This window comes from Candidatus Palauibacter irciniicola (assembly GCF_965208695.1).
Taxonomy (GTDB): Bacteria; Gemmatimonadota; Gemmatimonadetes; order Palauibacterales; family Palauibacteraceae; genus Palauibacter; species Palauibacter irciniicola.
In genome coordinates, this window is the sequence record NZ_OZ242352.1 from 2,963,601 (window position 1) to 2,981,763 (window position 18,163).

Sequence of the window (18,163 nt, forward strand, 5' to 3'; positions counted from 1 at the left end):
TCGACGCCGAGGCTGCACGGTCGTTTGCCGCTATTCGCGTCTGCGGGTAACTATGACGGCATGAACATGCCCTCGGACGCGGATCTGCTCGCGAAATGGCGGGCACGACCGGCTCCCCTGCTTCCGCTGCTGCACGAATTCCACGAGAGGGATGGGTTTCTCTCCGAGGAGTCCCTCAGAGCCATCTCCGAGGACCTGCGGATTCCGATCGCCGATCTCTTCGGGACGATAACCTTCTACCACCACTTTTCCCGTGACCCCGACGGCTACGCTCGCGCCCGCGTCTGCACGGGGCCGATCTGCGCGCTGGCCGGGGCGAACGAACTGCTGGCCGGGCTGCCGAACGCCCAGGCGATGCCCTGCCCCGGCCGCTGCGATGAGCCGATCCCGGTCCTGGACCGGGACCGCGTCCTCTGCGGAACCACGGTCGCGGAACTCGCCTCCCGACCCTCGCCTCTCCCTCCCGCTCCACACCCGGACGTTGAGGAATGCGTGTTCGCGCACATTCGGACTCCCGGACGCGCGACGCTGGCGGGCTATCGGGCGTCGGGCGGCTATGCCGGCCTCGAGAACGCCCTCCGCGGGCGGCCCGATGCGCTCCTCGACATCATCGACGCCAGCGGCCTGGCGGGGCGTGGCGGCGCCGGCTTCCCCACCGGACGCAAGTGGCGGGCGGTGGCGGAGGCCGCGGGCGAGCCCAGGACCATCGTCTGTAACGCGGACGAGGGGGAGCCGGGCTGCTTCAAGGACCGGGCGCTGATGGACTACGACCCGCACGCGGTGATCGAAGGGATGATCGCCGCCGGCTTCGCGACGGGCGCCACGCGGGGATTCATCTACCTTCGCTACGAATATCCGGATACGCTGCACATCCTGGAGACGGCCCTGGAAGAGGCCCGCGACGCCGGGCTGCTGGGGCCGGATGCCCTGGGGCCCGGACGACCGTTCGACCTCTGGGTGCGCCGCGGCGCGGGCGCCTACATCTGCGGCGAGGAGACGTCTCTTCTCAACAGCCTCGAGGGCAAGCACCCGTTCCCGCGCAACCGGCCGCCCTTCCCGGTGACGCACGGGTACGAAGACCTTCCCACGGTCGTGAACAACGTCGAAACGCTGGCGTCCGTGCCCCATATCCTCGTGCACGGCGCCGACTGGTACCGCGGGCTCGGGATCGGCGACCACGCGGGCACGAAGGTGATCTCGCTCTCCGGGGACGTCGCCCGCCCCGGCAACTACGAAGTACCGATGGGCTTCCCGCTGATGACGCTGATCGACGACTGGGCCGGCGGCGTTCCGGGCGGACGGAAGATCCAGGCGGTGACGATGGCGGGGCTCTCGGGCGGCTTCCTGGCGGGCGAGGCGCTCGACGTCACGCTGGACGAGCCCGACATCCGCTCGAAGGGGTCTTTTCTGGGGGCGGGCGGCATCATGGTGTTCGACGACTCGCGGGACATGATCGAGGTCGCGCATTCCGCCATGGAGTTCTTCGCCGAGGAATCCTGCGGCAAGTGCTTCCCCTGCCGCATCGGCACGCAGCGCCTGACGGAGCGCCTGCACGGCGACGGCCCGCCCGACATCGGCGCCTGGATCGACGAGGTGCACGATCTGGGCGACACGATGATGCAGACGAGCGCGTGCGGCCTCGGACAGGCGGCCCCGCTCATCACGGAGAGCCTTATCCGCTACTTCCCGGATCGCGTCTCCCGGCACGTCGCTCAGTCCGTCTAGCGGAGATTCCGGACAGGGGGGCGGCGACCGGATTTGTCGCCGCGCGCGCGGCGCATCATGTTAGTGGGCCCGACAGTTTCCAGCGGTGCGGGGTCGGGACACGACACCTGCCTCCGGAGGTGGGTTTGAGCGACAATTCGGGCAACGGCACGGGCTTCGACTTCGAGATCACGCTCGACGGCGAGAAGGTCGGCGTCCGTCGGGGCGAGAGCCTGTACGAGGTCTCCGAGCGGCACCGCAAGGAGATCCCGACGCTGTGCTACGATCCGCGCCTGGAAGCCTTCGGCGGCTGCCGCCTCTGCATCGTGGAACTCGACGGCGCCCGCAACCCGGTCGCCTCCTGCACCATGCGGGCGGAGCCCGGGATGCGGATCACGACCCGATCGGCGCGGCTCGACATGCACCGCCGCGTGCTGATGGAGATGGTCGCCTCCGAGAACCGCGACATGGATGTCGACCCGCTCTCCGGATACGCCTCGCAGGAGATGGCGGTCCTGCTCGACCGCTACGACGCCCGGACGGGCCGCTTCGCCGGGGCCAGGTCCGGCCGCAGCCGGCCGGACGACGACAACCCCTTCATCCTCCGAGACTACGAGAACTGCATCTCCTGCTACCGCTGCGTGCGGGTGTGCGCCGAGCAGGAGGGCGACTACGCGATCTCGGTCATGAACCGCGGATTCGAGACGCAGATCACCACGGAGTTCGAGGGCCTGCTGGGAGACTCGGCGTGCACGTTCTGCGGGCAGTGCGTGCAGACCTGCCCGACCGGAGCCCTCGCCGACATCAAGGCGCTCGCGAACGCGGACGTGCCGGGCGAGACCGAGAAGACGCGGACCGTCTGCCCGTACTGCGGCGTCGGGTGTGCCGTCGACCTGATGTCGCGGGGCGACAAGCTGATCGGCGTCCAGCCGGCGATGGATGGGCCCGCCAACGAGGGCGCGCTCTGCGTCAAGGGGCAGTTCGCGTTCGACTTCGTGCAGCACCCCGACCGGCTGGCCTATCCGATGGTGCGGGGCGAGGACGGCGAACTCCACGAAACCGACTGGGACACGGCCCTCGACCGCGCGGCGGCGGGGTTCACGGCGGCGGTGGAGAATCACGGCAGGCATTCGGTGTACGGCGTCGCCTCCGGACGTGCGCCGCACGAAGCCGCCTACATGATGCAGCGGTTCATCCGAGGCGCGTTCGGTACGAACCAGATCGACAACTGCAGCCGTGCTTGACACGCTCCCACGGTCGCCGGTCTGGCGGCCTCTATCGGACGGGGGGCGATGTCGAATCCACTCGCGGACATGGATAAGCCCGATGTGATCTTCTGTATCGGGACCAACATGACCGAGTGCCATCCCGTTGCGGCCACCCGTATCAAGCGCGCCGTGGCCCAGGGCGCCAAGCTCATCGTTGCCGATCCGAGACGGATTGCGCTGGCCGAGATGGCCGACATCTACCTGCCGCTGAGGGTGGGATCCGATGTCGCGCTCCTGCTCGGCATGGCCCACGTGATCGCGCGCGAGGGACTGATGGACGAGGACTTCGTCGCCGCGCGCACGACGGAAGGCCGGGACTTCGTGGAGCACGTCCTGGAATACCCGCCGGAATGGGCCGAGTCCATCACCGGGGTGGACGCGAAGTTGATCGCGGAGGCGGCGCGCTGGTATGCGAAGGCCGAACGCGGAGCAATCTACTACACGCTCGGGATCACGGAGCACATCTGCGGCGTGGACAACGTGCAGAGTCTCTGCAATCTCGCCCTCATGACCGGCAACGTCGGCCGCGAGGGGACCGGGATCAATCCGATGCGCGGCCAGAACAACATCCAGGGCGCGGGAGACTCCGGGGCGCTGCCGAACAACTACCCCGGCTTCCAGGACGTACTCGACCCGGCGTACCAGGCGAAGTTCGCCGCCGCCTACGGTCGGGAGGTCGACCTGGAACTGGGGCCCACGAAGGTCACGGCACTCGACATGTGCGGCGACCGGATCCGCGCCATGATCATCAACGGCGAGAACACTGTCGTCACGGACCCCGACCGGGAGCATTGCGAGCATGCGCTCAGGAGTCTCGACCACCTCGTCGTGATCGACATCTTCCTCACCGAGACGGCGCAGCTGGCCGATGTCGTGCTCCCGGCCACCGCGTGGGCGGAGACGGACGGCGTGTGCTCCAACACGGAGCGGCGCGTTCAGCGTCTGCGGAAGGCGGTGGACCCGCCGGGCGAGGCGAAGCCCGACTGGTGGTGCGTGTCCCGTATCGCGCAGCGCATGGGGTTGAAGGGCTTCGAGTTCGAGTCGGCCAGGCAGGTGTTCAACGAACTCTGCTCGCTCTCGCCGATCTACGCCGGCCTGGACTGGGACGTCATCGAGCACGGCGAGTACCACTGGCCGGTGCCGGAGCGGGGTCACCCCGGCACGCCCATCCTTCACCAGGGCGAGTTCGAGAACGGGCGCGGGATCTTCCAGTTGATCCGGTACCGGGATCCGGCGGAGACGATCTCGGAGGAATACCCGATCTGGCTTACGACCGGGCGCCGACTGCCGGCCTATCACACGAGAACGCAGACGGGGCGTGCGGCGGGGATCGAGTACCTGCTGTCGGAAGAGCGCCTCGAGATGCACCCGACCGACGTGTCGAAATGGGGTCTCGAGGACGGCGGCTGGGCCATGATGTCGAGCCCGCGCGGCGAGGTGCGGATCAAGGTCGAGGCGAACGACCGATCCCCGCCCGGGACCGTGTTCGCGTCATTCAGCTTCAACGACGTGCCGGTGAACTTCCTCACCGGAGGCGGCTACGACCCGATCACGCACACGGCCGAGTTGAAGGTCTGCCCCGTGAGGGTCGAGCCGGTCTAGCCCGAACCTCGCCCTCGTCTAGCGGGCGGCCCCGCGGCTCCACGCCTGATTCCCGTACGCGACGATTCTTCCCTCGATCGCCGAGGCCACGCACGTCAACGGACTTGCCAGGTACACCTGCCCCGGTCCACTGCGGCCGGGGAAGTTCCGGTTGATGGAACTGACCGTGACCTGCTCCTTCGTCGTCGACACCCCGGGCCCCGCGTTGATGCAGGCTCCGCAGCCGGGAGCGAGGACATCGAATCCCGCATCCCGGAGCGCCCGGTCGTGGCCCTGTTCCCGGCTCCACGCCTCCACGTCGATGGAACCGTACTGGGCATAGGCGCGGACGGACGCGGGCACGCGCTTCCCCGCCGCCACCGCCTCCCGCGCCACCGCGGCATACATCTCGAAATCCGCCCGCTTCGCGCCGGTGCAGGCCCCGACGAACACGGTGTCCAGACTCACGTCTCCGTCGAGGGCCGAGACGGGCACGCCGTTTCCGGGATCGCCCGGGGTCGCGACCATCGGTTCGATACCGCCCGCGTCCATCTCGATCGTCGCCGCGTAGTCCGCCCCCGCGTCGCTGTACAGTCCGTCGCACAGCGCCCGGACCTCGTCCACCGCCAAGCCGCGCCGTCCGGCGATCCACGCCACCGTCTTCGCATCCGGGGCGATGATTCCGGTGAAGCCCCCGACCTCCGCCGCCATGTTCGTCAGCGTCGCGCGTTCGTCGATGGACAGCGCCTCCACGGCCTCCCCCGTGAATTCGATGATGCGGCCGATGGCCTCGCCGCTCTTGACGGTCGGGTGACGCAGCAGTTCGAGGATCAGGTCTTTCGCCACGACGCCGGCGGGCGGCGCGCCCGTGATGTTCACCCGGATCGACTCCGGCACTTCCAGCCGAACGTCGCGGGTCGCCCAGGCGTTGACGATCGCGGACGTCCCCACGCCGAAGGCCACGCATCCCAGCGCGCCTGCATGCGGGGTGTGCGAATCGCTGCCGATGATGATCTGGCCGGGGAGCGCGTAGCGGTCCTGCACCATGATGTGGCAGATCCCCTCGCTCCCGGTGCGGTCGGGCAGTTCGCCGTGCAGGCGCACGCCCTTCGCGGCCGCGAACTCTCGTTGCCGGTCGTGCAGCGCATGCGCCGCGTCGAGCAGGCCGGCCGCCTTCCTCTCCTCCGTGATGACTTCGTCGAGGAACGCGAGGTGGTCCCGGAAGAAGACGATGGATTCGGTATGGTTCAGTCCCGCGTCGCCCGCGAAGTCCTCCCAGAACGTCGACGCCATCGGGGTCACGTACTCGTGGGAGAAGCGAAGATCCGCCCGGAGGAAACCGGTGTCGCCCGGTTCCACGGCCGGAACGCCCAGCGCGCCCGAGGCCGCGTCGGTGACCCAGTGCCGGGCGATGATCTTCTCCGCGATCGTCTGCGGGCGGTCCGCCGGGGTCGTGATGCCCGGGAGGGTGACGAGTCCTTTCAGCCTCGCCACGGCGTAGTCGAGCAGCCCGCCGTACTCGATAATGTCGCGCTGAATGCGCCCCGCGTCTCCGATGAACGCGTCGAGCGGGATTTCCTCCCCGCGCCGGATCTTCTCGATGAGGGAGAAATCCGTCGATGCGAGGAGGCCGATGTTCGCGCAATTCTCACCGTAGATGCGCTCGATGTTCTCCCCGATGACGACGCGGAGGCCGGCGGCGCGCTCGGCATACGGCGAAGCCTCCCGGCTCGACCCCTTCCCGCGCCTCTTCCCGGACACGGAGCACACGAAGCCGCCCTTCCGGATGTCGTTGCGGCCGATCGGGCGTTCGTCGCCGCAAAGAAGTCCCACGTAGGGGTATTCCCCCAACTTCTCGTCGAAGTGGTAGCAGACCCAGCCGGGCGTGATCTCATCGGTCGAAATGTCGTCGCGCAGCGGGATCGACGGATCCCAGTCGAGGTCCTCCCCCGCGAGCTGGCGGCGGATGAGGTCCGGATCTTCGGTGAGAAAGAGAATCCGGCCCTTGAAGCGCACGGTCGGCGGACGCTTGGCCACCTCGGTCTCCAGCAGATGTTCCAGCATGTTGTACTCCCGCCCTGACCGGGCCAGAAGATCGGGGTGACATTGGTCTGGCATCCGACGACGGCTACGATGTCATCCGGGGGATGTTCAGGTGATGCGCGCCCCGGCGCCAGTCGGGAGGTGAAGTCATGCAGCGGGTCCTCGTCGCGGGTGGAACAGGCTTTCTCGGGCGTGCCTTCGTCCGGGGGCTGCACGGTCGCGGGGCGCGGGTTGCCGTACTGACCCGGAACCCCGCCGGCGCCGGGCGTCTCGGGCTCCCGGCGGAATACGTCGCGGGAGATGTGCGTCGGCCCGCGACCCTCGTCCGGGCGATGGACGCGGTGGACGCGGCCATTCTCTCCGTCCAGTTCCCGGGCTATCCGGTGGAGGCGCCCGCCCGCGGCCGGACGTTCATGGAGGTCGACGCCCGCGGCACCGCCGCCCTGGTGGAGGCCGCGGTGGAGGCGGGAGTACGCAAGCTCGTCTACCTGTCCGGGGTCGGGGCCGATCCCGGCTCCGCGCGTACCTGGTATCGCGCCAAGGGGTTGGCGGAGGCATCGGTGCGGGACTCGGGCCTCGCCCACGTCATCGTTCGACCTTCATGGGTCTACGGCCCCGAAGACCGAAGCCTGAACCGCTTCATCGCGCTCATTCGCACGATTCCGTTCGTCTTTCCCCAACTGGGGGACGGCTCCGGGCGCATTACCCCGATACATGTGGATGATCTGGCGGACCTGGTGTGCGAGGCTACGCTGGGTTCGGCGGGAGACGGGCTCACTCTCGAGGCGGGTGGCCCGGATGTCCTGTCGCTGGACGACGTCGTGCGGACGGCCATGGCGGCGCTCGGCCGTCGCCGGGTGATTCTGCACGTCCCGGAAGGGCTCGTTAAGCTCGCCGCGGGATGTGCGGAGCGTCTCCCGGGCCAGATCCTGTCGCGCGACGCCGTGGACTTCGCAACCCAGGATGGAATCGCCGATTCCGACCTGGCCCGTCGCCGCTTTCCGGCGTTTCGACCGCGCGATCTCGCGACGGGCCTGGCGGCGTACGTCTCCCGCGCCTGAACCGCGGATCTTCGCGTATTCGAGAGCCTGTTCGGCCTCCTCTGGAACGAGGTTTCCGCACGCGCTGGAGCACACGTTGTATCTCTTGCATGTTATTCGACATCGGGCTTAGCTTGCATCGATTTTTCCGGCGACATCGGAGGCCGGGTGCCGCCGGTTGCAGTTGGACGTTCGTGCGTGGTTTGCGTGGCGAATCAGACAGCCCGCGCGTTCCTCGGCAGCCTCATAACTCGCAGGAGGTCGATATGAAGGATGTGTTCAGAAAGCTGGTGTTGGTGGTTGGCGCGATGGCTGCGTTCGCTTTTCTGCCCGCGCGGGCCGAGGCCCAGAGTCCCTATTCTCCGATGTTCTGGTCGTTCGAGGGCGGAGTCGGGATGGCCGTCCCCATGGGCGAGATCGCCGATGCCGCCGAGGCGGGTCCGTCCTTCTCGGGCGCGGCATCCTACTTCCTGCGCCCGCGTCTGGCGCTGCGGGTCGAGGGAGCGCTCGACATGCTCGGCACGAAGGGGTCGATCGACCCGAACTTTCAGATCTTCCATCTGACGGGCGGGATCGAGTATCACCTCACGGACCCGATGGGCAATGCCACCGTCGCGGTCGATTTCGGCCTGGGCGCCTCGACGCTCGATTCCGACGCGTTCCTGCTGCGAAACCATCCGCGTCCGGGACTCCACACGGTGGCCCTGGTGAACGGGTCGTATTTTTCCGGCAACGCCGGAATCAAGGCGGGGCTCAACTTCGCCCGCCATGCGGATACGGACGTCCCGATGGTCACGCTCTTCGCCCAACTCGACCTCCGCTATATCATGACGGATGAGGAAGAGACGCACGTGTACGGCGAACTCAACAACGTGCACGGGTTCAGCTCCATAATGGAAATCCCGCTCTCGGTTGGCCTCCGCGTCAACTTCCCGTAAGCCGCGAAAAGGAGGAGTAGTCAGGATGCGCCAGAACAGGGTGTGGGTGTCGATGGTTGTGGTGACTCTAGCCTTCCTGTCTGCGGGTTGCATGCAGCTCGTGCGCCAGTGGGAACTCGATCGCGTCATGGAGCCCGTGAACGGGCAGCTCGCGGACCACGAGGCTCGCATCTCCGCGAATACGGCTGCGGTAGAGGCGCTTCAGGGCGATATAGAGGAGTTGCGGAGCGGGCTTGATCGTCTGCGGCAGGAGTTCGGAGGTCACGTCAGCGACGACGACATGCACGGCGCGGGACTCGCTGTTTCCCTGCCGGTGCACTTCGACTTCAACAGCGCCGAGGTGCGGGCCGTCGACCGCCCGATTCTGGACGCGTTCGCGGCCACCATCCTGGGATCCTTCCCTCAGGCCCGGGTCACCGTGGAAGGCTCCGCCGACAGTGCCGGATCCGAGGCATACAACATGACGTTGTCCCTGGCGCGCGCCGAGAGCGTGAGGGACTACCTCGTGCAGACCGCGGGGATGAACGCGGACAACATCGGCGTTGTGGCCATCGGTGAGTCGCGCCTCGTGAACCAGGACACCGGCGTCGAAGACCGCCAGACCGGGATCGAGAACCGTCGTGCGACGTTCGTCGTCGAGTGGGCCGGACCGGGCTCGAGTTAGTGCCCTGAGTTGCGCTTGATGGCCAGGTTGGAGCCAGGCTCCCGGGTTTCGGCCCGGGAGCTTTTTTTGCCGCCACGGACTGCTCGGCGGGCCACGTCGACCTGATGCCGGAGGGTGCCGGGTCCGACGGCTATCGTGCCGCCGTCGAGCGCGTCGGGCTGTTCGCGAACGTTGGGCGCGGCGTCGTCGCCGTATCGGGTTCCGGGGCGCTACGAGTCATGAACGGCCTCGCCTCGAACGATGTGACGGATGTCCCGTTGGGGCGGGGCATCTACTCCTTTCTCCTGGATCGCCGCGGTCGCGTCGTCGTCGATCTGCGGATTCTGCCCGTGGCGGGTTTCGAGCGCGACGCCGGAGACGGGGGAACGGAGACCGTTTGGCTCGACGCGCCGGGTGAGGCCCTGCCCTCTCTGATGGATCACCTTCGGACATACGTGCCTCCGATGTTCGCGGAATACCGCGAGGCGAGCGTTTCCGTGCATACGCTCATCGGACCGCGAGCCGCCGAGGCGCTCGAACAATGGGAAGCCGCCGCGGGAATCTCGTTTGTGCGGCAGCCCGGCGAACTGGCCCCTCTCGAGGCGACAACCGTGCGTATCGGCGGCATTCCGGCCCTCGTGGTTTGCAGGGAGGAGATCGAGGGCCCCGGCTTCGACCTGTACGTAGACCGCACCGGCCGGGCACGAGACGCGGAAAGGCTTTCGAGGCAGCTCGAGGGCGCCGTCACGCGGGCAGGCGGAGCCGTCGCCGGCGGCGGAGACTGGGAGATCCTGCGGTTGGAGCGGGGGTTGCCGGTCTTCGGGTCCGAGCTGGGCGCGGATCGGCTGGCCCAGGAGGCGGGCCAGGATGACCGGGCGATCAGCTTTGCCAAGGGATGCTTCACGGGCCAGGAAGTCGTCGCTCGCATTCACTACCGGGGCCATGTGAACCGCCACCTGCGCGGGCTTCGCTGGACTCCGAACGCCCTCCACCAGGCACGCGACCTCGTCGGCGCCGAACTTCGAGTGCCCTCCGGGACCGGCGGTGCGAAACCGGTCGGCCTCATCACTTCCGCGGTTCATTCTCCGCGTTTCGGACCCATCGGCCTGGGCTACGTCCGGCGGGAGGTCGCCCTCGGGGCGGTGCTGGAGTCGATGGACCATCCCGGGGTCGCGCTGCACGTTACGGAACTGCCCTTTACGTGTAAGTAAAGCACAACCCTCGACGCGTTGCCGATGCGGACGGCGCGCGGTTATTCTTTGCGCCGTGGCTACCTATCTCGAAGCGATTCAACAGGCGATCCGTGAGGAGATGCGGGCGGACGCCGACGTCTTCATCATGGGCGAGGACATTGGCGCCTATGGCGGCGCCTTCAGGGTCACGGAGGGGCTGCTCGCGGAATTCGGCGAAGATCGCGTCATCGACACTCCGATCAGCGAGGCGGCGATCGTGGGCGCGGCGATCGGGGCGGCGCAGATGGGCTTGAAGCCCGTGTGCGAGATGCAGTTCATCGACTTCATCGCCCCGGCCTTCAACGTGATCGTGAACTTCGCCGCCAAGGTCCGCTACCGGACGGGCGTGGGGGCCGCGCTGGTGATTCGGGGACCCTGCGGCGCGGGCGTGCGCGCGGGGCCCTTTCACTCGCAGAACGTGGAGTCGTATTTCGCCAACGTGCCGGGTCTCAAGCTGGTGGCTCCGGCCACGGTGAGGGATGCGAAAGGGTTGCTCAAGGCCGCGATTCGGGACCCGGACCCGGTCCTCTTCTTCGAGCACAAGTACCTGTATCGCAGACTTCGCGAAGAGCTTGAGGAAGGCGAGGAGTTCGTGACTCCGCTGGGGAAGGCCCGAACGCACCGCGGAGGAACGGACCTCACGCTGGTCACGTATGGCGCCATGGTCCATACTGCGCACGAGGCTGCGGAGCAGGTGGCGGAGGAGGATGGTGCGCAGATCGAGATTATTGATCTGCGGACGCTGCAACCGCTCGATAGCGGCGCGATCCTCGAGAGCGTGAAGAAAACGGGGAGACTTCTCGTCCTGCACGAAGCGCCGCGGTTCGGCGGCTTCGGCGGCGAGGTGGCGGCGTTGGTGTGCGAGCGCGCGTTCGAGTGGCTTGATGCTCCGATCCGGCGGGTGGCCGCACTCGACACGCCGGTACCGTACGCGGCCGAGCTGGAGGAGGCCCATCTACCCCAGGTGGCGGACATCGTCTCGATGGCCCGCCTGCAACTGAGTTACTGAACCCACGCGGCTGTACGCCGGGGAAGAACACCAATGTCCAAAGTGGATGTCATCATGCCGCAGATGGGGGAATCCATCGCGGAGGGGACGCTGACGCGCTGGCTCAAGAAGGTCGGGGATGCGGTCGAGCGTGACGAGGATCTGTTCGAGATTTCCACGGACAAGGTGGACGCGGACATTCCGTCGCCGGCGGCGGGGGTGCTGGCCGAAGTTCTCGTGCAGGACGGGGAGACGGTCGAGGTCGACACGGTCGTCGCCCGCATCGAGACGGATGCGACGGTCGCGGCACCCGCCGCACCCGCCGCACCTTCGGCGCCCGTGGACGATCCGCCGGCGCCCGATCCGGCGGCGGCAGTCCCCGCGGTCGCTTCGGCGGGCGCCACTCCCGCATCCCCGGCCCCGGCGGTCGAGGCGTCGCCCTCCAGTCGCGGCGAGCGCCTGAGGACTCGATCGACCCCGCTCGTGCGGAAGATCGCCGCGGAACACGGCGTCGACATCCAGCAGGTGCCCGGGACGGGCACCTCCGGGCGCGTGACGCGGGATGACATTCTTGCGTTCATCTCGGCCGGCGGGGCGGCGGCGCCTGCTCCTGCGGCGGCTCCCGCTCCCACGGCGGCTCCCGTCCCCGTTGCGGCCCCCGCCGTGGTCCCGCCGCCGGTCCCGGCCTCCGACGTGAAGGCGCCGGAGCCCGCGCTCCCCGAGCCGGCGGCGCCCAGGCCGGCGGCGCCCGGCACGCTCCGGATCCCGATCCACGGGGCCACGCTGGATGTGCGGCTCGGCTCCGTGCCGATTCGCGAGCGCGACCGCGTCGAGGAGATGAGCAGAGTCCGCCTGCGGACGATGGAACACATGCTCATGTCCAAGCGCGTTTCCGCGCACGTGACATCGGTCATCGAGGTGGATTTCGAGCGGATCGTTCAACTCAGGCGGTCGCTCAAGTCGCGCTTCGCCGACCAGGGGGTGAAGCTCACCTACGGCCCCTTCATCTATCGCGCCGTGATCGAGGCCCTGGGCGAATACCCGATCCTCAACTCGTCCGTCGACGGATCGCGCATCGTGTATCACGGCAACATCAATCTCGGGATCGCGGTGGCGATCAGCGACGGCCGCGAACTCATCGTGCCCGTGCTCAAGGACGCGGATCAACTCAGTCTGCTGGGCCTCGCGCAGCGCTCGAACGAACTCGCCGAGAAGGCTCGGAACAGAGCGCTCGACTTCGACGACATCCAGGGCGGGACGTTCACGATCACGAACGTAGGAGTCTTCGGAAACCTGTTCGGGACCCCGATCATCAACCAGCCCCAGGTCGCCATCCTGGGAACCGGCGTGATCGAGAAGCGTCCGGTCGTCGTTCAGGACGGACTCGGCAATGACGTGATCGCGATCCGCAACCGGGCCTACTTCGGTCTTTCCTACGACCATCGCGTGGTCGACGGCGCCATGGCGGCGTTCTTCCTCAACCGGGTCCAGGAATACCTCGAGGGTTTCCCGGACGACGCCGCTTGACAGTCATCCTGACGGCCCGGTAGGCTGGCCGCGTTCCCACCCCCCACTCCACGAAGAGTCGACGAAAGACCATGGAAAGCTCGGTCGCGGTTCGAGATCGCGGTTTCGGCAAGACCCTCCGCAGGGATCGGTGGTGGGTACCGCCCCTGAGCGTAGCACTGGGGCTCGGCCTCTTCGGCGGCTACGCCACCTGGGCGGTCCTGCAGGGCGGCAACTATTTTGCCGACCCCTACCTGTCGCCCCTGTACTCGCCGTGCATCGCCGCCAGCTGCCCGGAACAGATCCGGCTGTTCGGAATCGAGTGGTGGCCGTTCTCTCCGGCGATACTGATGATGGGCGTGATCCTCGGGTTCCGGGGAACGTGCTATTACTACCGGAAGGCGTATTACCGCGCCTATTTCCTCGACCCGCCCGCCTGTGCGGTGGGCGAGTTCCGCGGCGACAGGTATGCGGGCGAGACGCGGCTGCCGTGGGTCCTCCAGAACCTTCACCGCTACTTCCTGTACGCCTCGATCATCATCTGGCTTTTCCTGACGTACGACACGATTCACGGGTTCTTCTTCGAGGACGGCTTCGGCGTCGGAGTCGGATCCATCGTCCTCCTGATCAACCTCGTGCTGCTGTCGGGATACTGGTTCGGCTGCCACTCGCTCCGCCATCTCATCGGCGGCGACGTCGATTGCTATTCCTGCGCGCTGGCGGGGAAGGCGCGCCACAAGGCGTGGAAGGGCGTGAGCTGGTTCAACAAGCGACACATGGGCTGGGCCTGGTTCAGCCTCGTCTTCGTATGCATGACGGATCTGTACATCCGGCTGGTGGCGATGCGGGTGTTCGACGATCCCCGACTCTTCTGAACCCAACGGAGCACAGCGGACTTTTCCATGGAGATTTCAGAACGCCACGAGCATGACGTCCTCGTGATCGGAGCCGGGGGCGCCGGGCTCCGCGCGGCGATCGCGGCCATCGAGGCCGGCGCATCCGTCGGACTCGTCGGCAAGTCGCTGCTCGGCAAGGCGCACACGGTCATGGCCGAGGGCGGGATGGCGGCCGCGCTCGGCAACAACCGTCCCGAAGACAATTGGCAGGTCCATTTCCGCGACACGATGCGGGGCGGGAAGGGACTGTGCGACTGGCGGATGGCCAGGGCGCACGCCGAGGAGGCCCCGGACCGCGTGAGGGAGCTCGAGGCGTGGGGCGCCCTCTTCGACCGGGCGGAGGACGGACGCATGAACCAGCGTCCGTTCGGCGGACACACCTACGGAAGGCTGGCGCACGTCGGCGACCGGACGGGCCTGGAGATGATCCGGACGCTGCAGGATCACGCCGTGCACGAAGGGGCCGACATCTTCATGGAGTGCACGGTGTTCCGGTTGATCCTCGTGGACGGGCGCGTGGCCGGAGCGCTCGCGTATTGGCGTCCGACAGGCGAGTTCGTGCTCTTCCGCGCCCGGACGGTCATCCTCGCCACGGGGGGATTGGGCAAGGCCTGGAAGGTGACCTCCAATTCCTGGGAGTGCACCGGCGACGGTGTGGCGCTCGCCTATGACGCGGGGGCCGAACTCATGGGGATGGAGTTCGTCCAGTTCCACCCCACGGGCATGGTGTGGCCGCCCAGCGTGCGGGGCACGCTCGTCACGGAAGGCGTCCGTGGCGAGGGAGGCGTGCTCACGAACGGGGACGGCGAACGCTTCATGTTCCGATACGTCCCGGAGATGTTCGAGGGGGACTACGCGGAGAGCGAGGAGGAGGCCGACCGGTGGGTGGAAGGCGACCGCGTGGCCAACCGGCGCCCGCCGGAACTGCTCACCCGGGATGTCGTGGCAAAGGCGATCGTCGCGGAGGTGGAGGCCGGGCGGGGGAGTCCGCACGGCGGCGTCTTCCTCAATATCTCGGAGAAGCGGAGTCCCGAGTACATCAAGGCCAAGCTCCCGAGCATGTATCACCAGTTCAAGGAACTCGCGGGCGTCGACATCACGACCGACGCGATGGAGGTCGGGCCGACGACCCACTACGCGATGGGGGGAGTGAAGGTAGACCCGGAAACGGCGGCGACCTGCGTCTCCGGGCTGTACGCGGCGGGTGAAGTGGCCGCGGGCCTCCACGGCGGCAATCGCCTCGGCGGCAATTCGCTCTCCGACCTTATCGTGTTCGGGCAGCGCGCCGGCGTCGCGGCCGCCGAAGAGGCGAGAGATGTATCCTTCGCCGAGATCCCGGCATCCGAACTGTCCGCGGCCGTCGCGGGCGCGACGGCGCCCTTCGCGCGAGAGGGTGGACGCAATCCCTTCGGCCTGCAGGAGGAATTGCAGCAGATCATGCAGGACAAGGTCGGAATCGCCCGTACGGAGGGGGCGCTGCGCGAGGCCCTCGAGGACGTCCACCGACTGCGCGGGGAGCTCGACACCTGCTCGGTTCACGGGGGGCGAGCCTTCAACCCCGGATGGCACACCTGGCTCGACCTCGGGGTCATGCTCACCGTGGCCGAGGCGGTCGTCCTCTCGGCGCTCGAGCGTCGGGAGAGCCGCGGTGCGCATACCCGCATCGACTATCCGGACTCCGACGCCTCGCTCGGGCGGGTCAATGTCGTCATCCGATCATCCGAGGGGCAGATGGTGACCGACACCGAACGGGTATCGGAGCCGCCGGCCGAACTGAGGCAGCTCATCGAGGAAGGGGTGTAGCGAGGTGGCGGAACGAACTTTCCAGGTCTACCGCGGGTCCGGCGACGACGGACAACTCGAATCCTACACGATCGAGATCGATCCGGGCATGGTCGTGCTGGACGCCATTCACCGGATCCAGGCGGAACACGCGCCGGATCTCGCGGTGCGCTGGAACTGCAAGGCCGGCAAGTGTGGATCCTGCAGCTGCGAGGTCAACGGGCGGCCTCGCTTGACGTGCATGACCCGCCTCTCCGACTACGAGGAGGGCGAGTCGATCACGGTCACGCCGATGAAGGCGTTTCCCGTCATCAAGGACCTCGTCGCCGACGTGTCTCAGGCCTACCGGAACAACGCATCCATCCCGCGTTTCAGACCGCGTCCCCGCGATGCGGAGGACGGCTGGCGAATGAAGCAGTTCGAGATCGAGAGGGCACAGGAAATGCGGAAGTGCATCGAGTGCTTCCTCTGTCAGGATGTGTGCCACGTCCTCCGGTCACACGGAAAGCACGCGGAGTTCATCGGCCCCACGTACCTCGTGAGAACGGCCGGATACAGCCTGAACCCGATCGACGTGGAGGACCGGAGCGCGTTTCTCAAGGAGTCGGGGGGCATCGGGTTCTGCAACATCACGAAGTGCTGCACGGAGGTATGCCCCGAGAGCATCTCCATCACGGACAACGCGATCATTCCACTAAAGGAGCGGGTCGTGGACCGCTTCTACGACCCGCTGAAGGCGCTCGTGAGGCTCGTCCGGAGACGGTAGCGGACCGTGTCGCTTACTCCTCGCTGAAGTCTTCGACGTTCAACACGCGCATCCCGGCAATCCGGCGGAGTCCCGAGCCGGAGGTGAGGTACACCTCGGCGCCCGAAACCAGCGCCGTCGCGATCTGCAGGGCCCGTTCCGGCCGACCTCCGAGCCGGGCTCGTACTTCGGCGGCCTGAATGGCGATTTCGGAGCTGGCGGCCACGATGCCCAATCGAGGGTAGAGCCGCATGTGCCGCGCCACATCGCGAGCCAATGTCGGTTTTCCCTGCCGGTACACTTCCACGAGGACCTGGTAGAGAGTCAGGCTCGACGTCTGGGCCTTGATGCTGCCGCTCGCGATGCCCGAGAAGGCGAGTTCCGTTTGTCTCGTCGGGCCCGTGTCGGTCAGGTGAAGCGCGAATACGCGAGCGTCGACGTGGACGAGACCGGCCCCGGCCAGATGCTCCGCGAGACTTGCCCGGCTCGCGTCGTCCGCCACTCAGGCGTCCTCGAGTTCGATCCAGAGATCCCCGGCATCGGCGACATCCCGCAGCACGCCCCGTAGACGATCTTCCTGGTCCGGCGGCAGCTTTTCCATCCGTACCGTTTCACCGTCCACCGACACCGCGAGCCGGTCGCCGGGCCTGAGGCCAAGTGCCTCCCGCGCGGCTTTTGGAACCACGATCTGGTTCTTGCTGCTCATCTTTACGGAAACGACCATACGCCAACCCTAACGCTTTACTTTATCGCTTTGCAAGCGGCGGACCCGGGGGGAAGGTGGGGGGAATGTCAGGATCGGGTCAGGTCAGTTGAACAGCCAGACCATCACGATGTAGGCGAGATAGAGGAGCAGGAGGAGCCCGCCCTCCGCCCTTTGGACCGTGCCGCGGTGCAGGGCGAGGGGGATGAGGATGACGGAGAAGGCCAGGGCCGGAAGCACGTAGCCGACAACGATGGTCGGATGGAGAACGAGGGGGCGAACGAGCGCGGCGGTCCCGAGTACGAGGCCGAGGTTGAACACGTTCGAGCCGATCACGTTCCCGATCGCGATGTCTCCCATTCGCCGGAAGGCGGCCACGAGCGTAGAGGCCAACTCCGGCAGCGAGGTGCCGACCGCGATCATCGTGGCGGCGATCACCGCCTCCGGCACGGCCAGCGACCTTGCGATCCCCTCGGCGCCCTCCAGCAGCCAACGCGCCCCGTACGTAAGGCAGGGCAGGCCGAGGCCGATCCGTACGAGCGACCACCAGACTCCGGGCGCCGCCATATCGGTCTGTTGCGGATCGGTTCCGGCCCCCGGCAGAGGCGCGTCCGAATCGGACGCGCCATCCGACTTCCCGAACAGGCCCACTCGCTCCCACTTCAGGAGAAAGAACAGGTAGAGTGCCCAGCCGGATACGAGCACGAGCCCGTCGAGGCGTCCGACGGCATCGTTGAGCGACAGCACCATCACGAGCGAGAGAACGATGATGACGAGCGGCGTCTCGCGCACGATGACCCGCCGGTGGACCTCGATCGGTCGAATCAGGGCGCCGACGCCCACGATCAAGCCCACGTTCGCGGCCGTGGATCCCATGATGTTGCCGACGGCGACGTCCGGTTGGCCCTCAAGCGACGCAAGTGCGCTGACGACCAGCTCCGGGGCCGAGGTGCCGAAGGCGACCACGGTCAGGCCGACGACGAGCGGACTGACACCGAATCGCTGCGCGAGGCCGGCGGCGCCGCGAACGAGCCAGTCCGCACCGAGCGTCAGGGGCAGGAACGCGAACGCGAAGAGGAGGGTGTCCCTCATCC

At 67.4% G+C, this 18,163-nt stretch carries 15 protein-coding genes; 11 read left to right on the forward strand and 4 right to left on the reverse strand.

Annotation, left to right across the window (positions count from 1 at the left end):
* Positions 1 to 60: 60 nt before the first annotated feature.
* Together ACOGI9_RS12845 and fdhF are read left to right on the forward strand one after the other, a co-directional pair.
* The gene (locus ACOGI9_RS12845) at positions 61 to 1,725 is read left to right on the forward strand and encodes an NADH-ubiquinone oxidoreductase-F iron-sulfur binding region domain-containing protein (protein ID WP_419857509.1); all 1,665 of its coding nucleotides are present in this window, start codon (positions 61 to 63) and stop codon (positions 1,723 to 1,725) included.
* Between the two features lie 119 nt (positions 1,726 to 1,844).
* Positions 1,845 to 4,574: a formate dehydrogenase subunit alpha gene (gene fdhF, locus ACOGI9_RS12850; protein WP_419857510.1), complete on the forward strand. Its 2,730-nt coding sequence runs from the start codon at positions 1,845 to 1,847 to the stop codon at positions 4,572 to 4,574.
* A gap of 18 nt (positions 4,575 to 4,592) precedes the next feature.
* Here fdhF and ACOGI9_RS12855 read toward each other — a convergent pair whose 3' ends face one another.
* Positions 4,593 to 6,617: an aconitase family protein gene (locus tag ACOGI9_RS12855; RefSeq protein ID WP_419857511.1), complete on the reverse strand. Its 2,025-nt coding sequence runs from the start codon at positions 6,615 to 6,617 to the stop codon at positions 4,593 to 4,595.
* A gap of 128 nt (positions 6,618 to 6,745) precedes the next feature.
* Between ACOGI9_RS12855 and ACOGI9_RS12860 the strand changes: the two genes are divergently transcribed.
* The 9 genes from ACOGI9_RS12860 to ACOGI9_RS12900 all read left to right on the forward strand — a co-directional run bounded on the left by ACOGI9_RS12860 (position 6,746) and on the right by ACOGI9_RS12900 (position 16,387).
* Positions 6,746 to 7,657: an NAD(P)H-binding protein gene (locus ACOGI9_RS12860; RefSeq protein ID WP_419857512.1), complete on the forward strand. Its 912-nt coding sequence runs from the start codon at positions 6,746 to 6,748 to the stop codon at positions 7,655 to 7,657.
* A 245-nt stretch (positions 7,658 to 7,902) separates the two neighbouring features.
* Positions 7,903 to 8,574 (forward strand): hypothetical protein, encoded by a 672-nt coding sequence (locus ACOGI9_RS12865; protein ID WP_419857513.1) that lies wholly within the window; start codon positions 7,903 to 7,905, stop codon positions 8,572 to 8,574.
* Positions 8,575 to 8,599: 25 nt separating this feature from the next.
* Entirely contained in the window at positions 8,600 to 9,238 is a 639-nt protein-coding gene (locus ACOGI9_RS12870; RefSeq protein ID WP_419857514.1) for an OmpA family protein, read from the forward strand.
* A gap of 104 nt (positions 9,239 to 9,342) precedes the next feature.
* Entirely contained in the window at positions 9,343 to 10,428 is a 1,086-nt protein-coding gene (locus ACOGI9_RS12875) for a YgfZ/GcvT domain-containing protein (RefSeq protein ID WP_419857515.1), read from the forward strand.
* A 55-nt stretch (positions 10,429 to 10,483) separates the two neighbouring features.
* Complete coding sequence (locus tag ACOGI9_RS12880) at positions 10,484 to 11,458, forward strand: alpha-ketoacid dehydrogenase subunit beta (RefSeq protein ID WP_419857516.1); 975 nt, start codon at positions 10,484 to 10,486, stop codon at positions 11,456 to 11,458.
* 33 nt (positions 11,459 to 11,491) lie between these two features.
* The gene (locus ACOGI9_RS12885) at positions 11,492 to 12,964 is read left to right on the forward strand and encodes a dihydrolipoamide acetyltransferase family protein (protein ID WP_419857517.1); all 1,473 of its coding nucleotides are present in this window, start codon (positions 11,492 to 11,494) and stop codon (positions 12,962 to 12,964) included.
* 71 nt (positions 12,965 to 13,035) lie between these two features.
* Positions 13,036 to 13,818 carry a succinate dehydrogenase gene (locus tag ACOGI9_RS12890; RefSeq protein WP_419857518.1) on the forward strand — a complete coding sequence of 261 codons (783 nt, stop codon included), beginning with the start codon at positions 13,036 to 13,038 and terminating at the stop codon, positions 13,816 to 13,818.
* 27 nt (positions 13,819 to 13,845) lie between these two features.
* Positions 13,846 to 15,642: a fumarate reductase/succinate dehydrogenase flavoprotein subunit gene (locus tag ACOGI9_RS12895; protein WP_419857519.1), complete on the forward strand. Its 1,797-nt coding sequence runs from the start codon at positions 13,846 to 13,848 to the stop codon at positions 15,640 to 15,642.
* A 4-nt stretch (positions 15,643 to 15,646) separates the two neighbouring features.
* Positions 15,647 to 16,387 carry a succinate dehydrogenase/fumarate reductase iron-sulfur subunit gene (locus ACOGI9_RS12900; RefSeq protein ID WP_419857520.1) on the forward strand — a complete coding sequence of 247 codons (741 nt, stop codon included), beginning with the start codon at positions 15,647 to 15,649 and terminating at the stop codon, positions 16,385 to 16,387.
* A 13-nt stretch (positions 16,388 to 16,400) separates the two neighbouring features.
* On the opposite strand, the gene ACOGI9_RS12905 is transcribed toward ACOGI9_RS12900, so the two are convergent.
* From ACOGI9_RS12905 to ACOGI9_RS12915, 3 genes are all read right to left on the reverse strand, one after another.
* Complete coding sequence (locus ACOGI9_RS12905; RefSeq protein WP_419857521.1) at positions 16,401 to 16,868, reverse strand: type II toxin-antitoxin system VapC family toxin; 468 nt, start codon at positions 16,866 to 16,868, stop codon at positions 16,401 to 16,403.
* Positions 16,869 to 17,072 carry an AbrB/MazE/SpoVT family DNA-binding domain-containing protein gene (locus ACOGI9_RS12910; RefSeq protein WP_419857522.1) on the reverse strand — a complete coding sequence of 68 codons (204 nt, stop codon included), beginning with the start codon at positions 17,070 to 17,072 and terminating at the stop codon, positions 16,869 to 16,871. It lies immediately after the preceding gene.
* A gap of 102 nt (positions 17,073 to 17,174) precedes the next feature.
* Complete coding sequence (locus tag ACOGI9_RS12915; RefSeq protein ID WP_419857523.1) at positions 17,175 to 18,161, reverse strand: calcium/sodium antiporter; 987 nt, start codon at positions 18,159 to 18,161, stop codon at positions 17,175 to 17,177.
* Between the last annotated feature and the right edge of the window lie 2 nt (positions 18,162 to 18,163).

Excerpts from the sequence above, each read along its gene's own strand:
- ACOGI9_RS12845 (WP_419857509.1), top strand. The coding sequence starts at position 61 with ATGAACATGCCCTCGGACGCGGATCTGCTCGCGAAATGGCGGGCACGA.
- ACOGI9_RS12855 (WP_419857511.1), bottom strand. The coding sequence starts at position 6,617 with ATGCTGGAACATCTGCTGGAGACCGAGGTGGCCAAGCGTCCGCCGACC.
- ACOGI9_RS12860 (WP_419857512.1), top strand. The coding sequence starts at position 6,746 with ATGCAGCGGGTCCTCGTCGCGGGTGGAACAGGCTTTCTCGGGCGTGCC.
- ACOGI9_RS12865 (WP_419857513.1), top strand. The coding sequence starts at position 7,903 with ATGAAGGATGTGTTCAGAAAGCTGGTGTTGGTGGTTGGCGCGATGGCT.
- ACOGI9_RS12870 (WP_419857514.1), top strand. The coding sequence starts at position 8,600 with ATGCGCCAGAACAGGGTGTGGGTGTCGATGGTTGTGGTGACTCTAGCC.
- ACOGI9_RS12875 (WP_419857515.1), top strand. The coding sequence starts at position 9,343 with ATGCCGGAGGGTGCCGGGTCCGACGGCTATCGTGCCGCCGTCGAGCGC.
- ACOGI9_RS12885 (WP_419857517.1), top strand. The coding sequence starts at position 11,492 with ATGTCCAAAGTGGATGTCATCATGCCGCAGATGGGGGAATCCATCGCG.
- ACOGI9_RS12890 (WP_419857518.1), top strand. The coding sequence starts at position 13,036 with ATGGAAAGCTCGGTCGCGGTTCGAGATCGCGGTTTCGGCAAGACCCTC.
- ACOGI9_RS12895 (WP_419857519.1), top strand. The coding sequence starts at position 13,846 with ATGGAGATTTCAGAACGCCACGAGCATGACGTCCTCGTGATCGGAGCC.
- ACOGI9_RS12910 (WP_419857522.1), bottom strand. The coding sequence starts at position 17,072 with ATGAGCAGCAAGAACCAGATCGTGGTTCCAAAAGCCGCGCGGGAGGCA.
- ACOGI9_RS12915 (WP_419857523.1), bottom strand. The coding sequence starts at position 18,161 with ATGAGGGACACCCTCCTCTTCGCGTTCGCGTTCCTGCCCCTGACGCTC.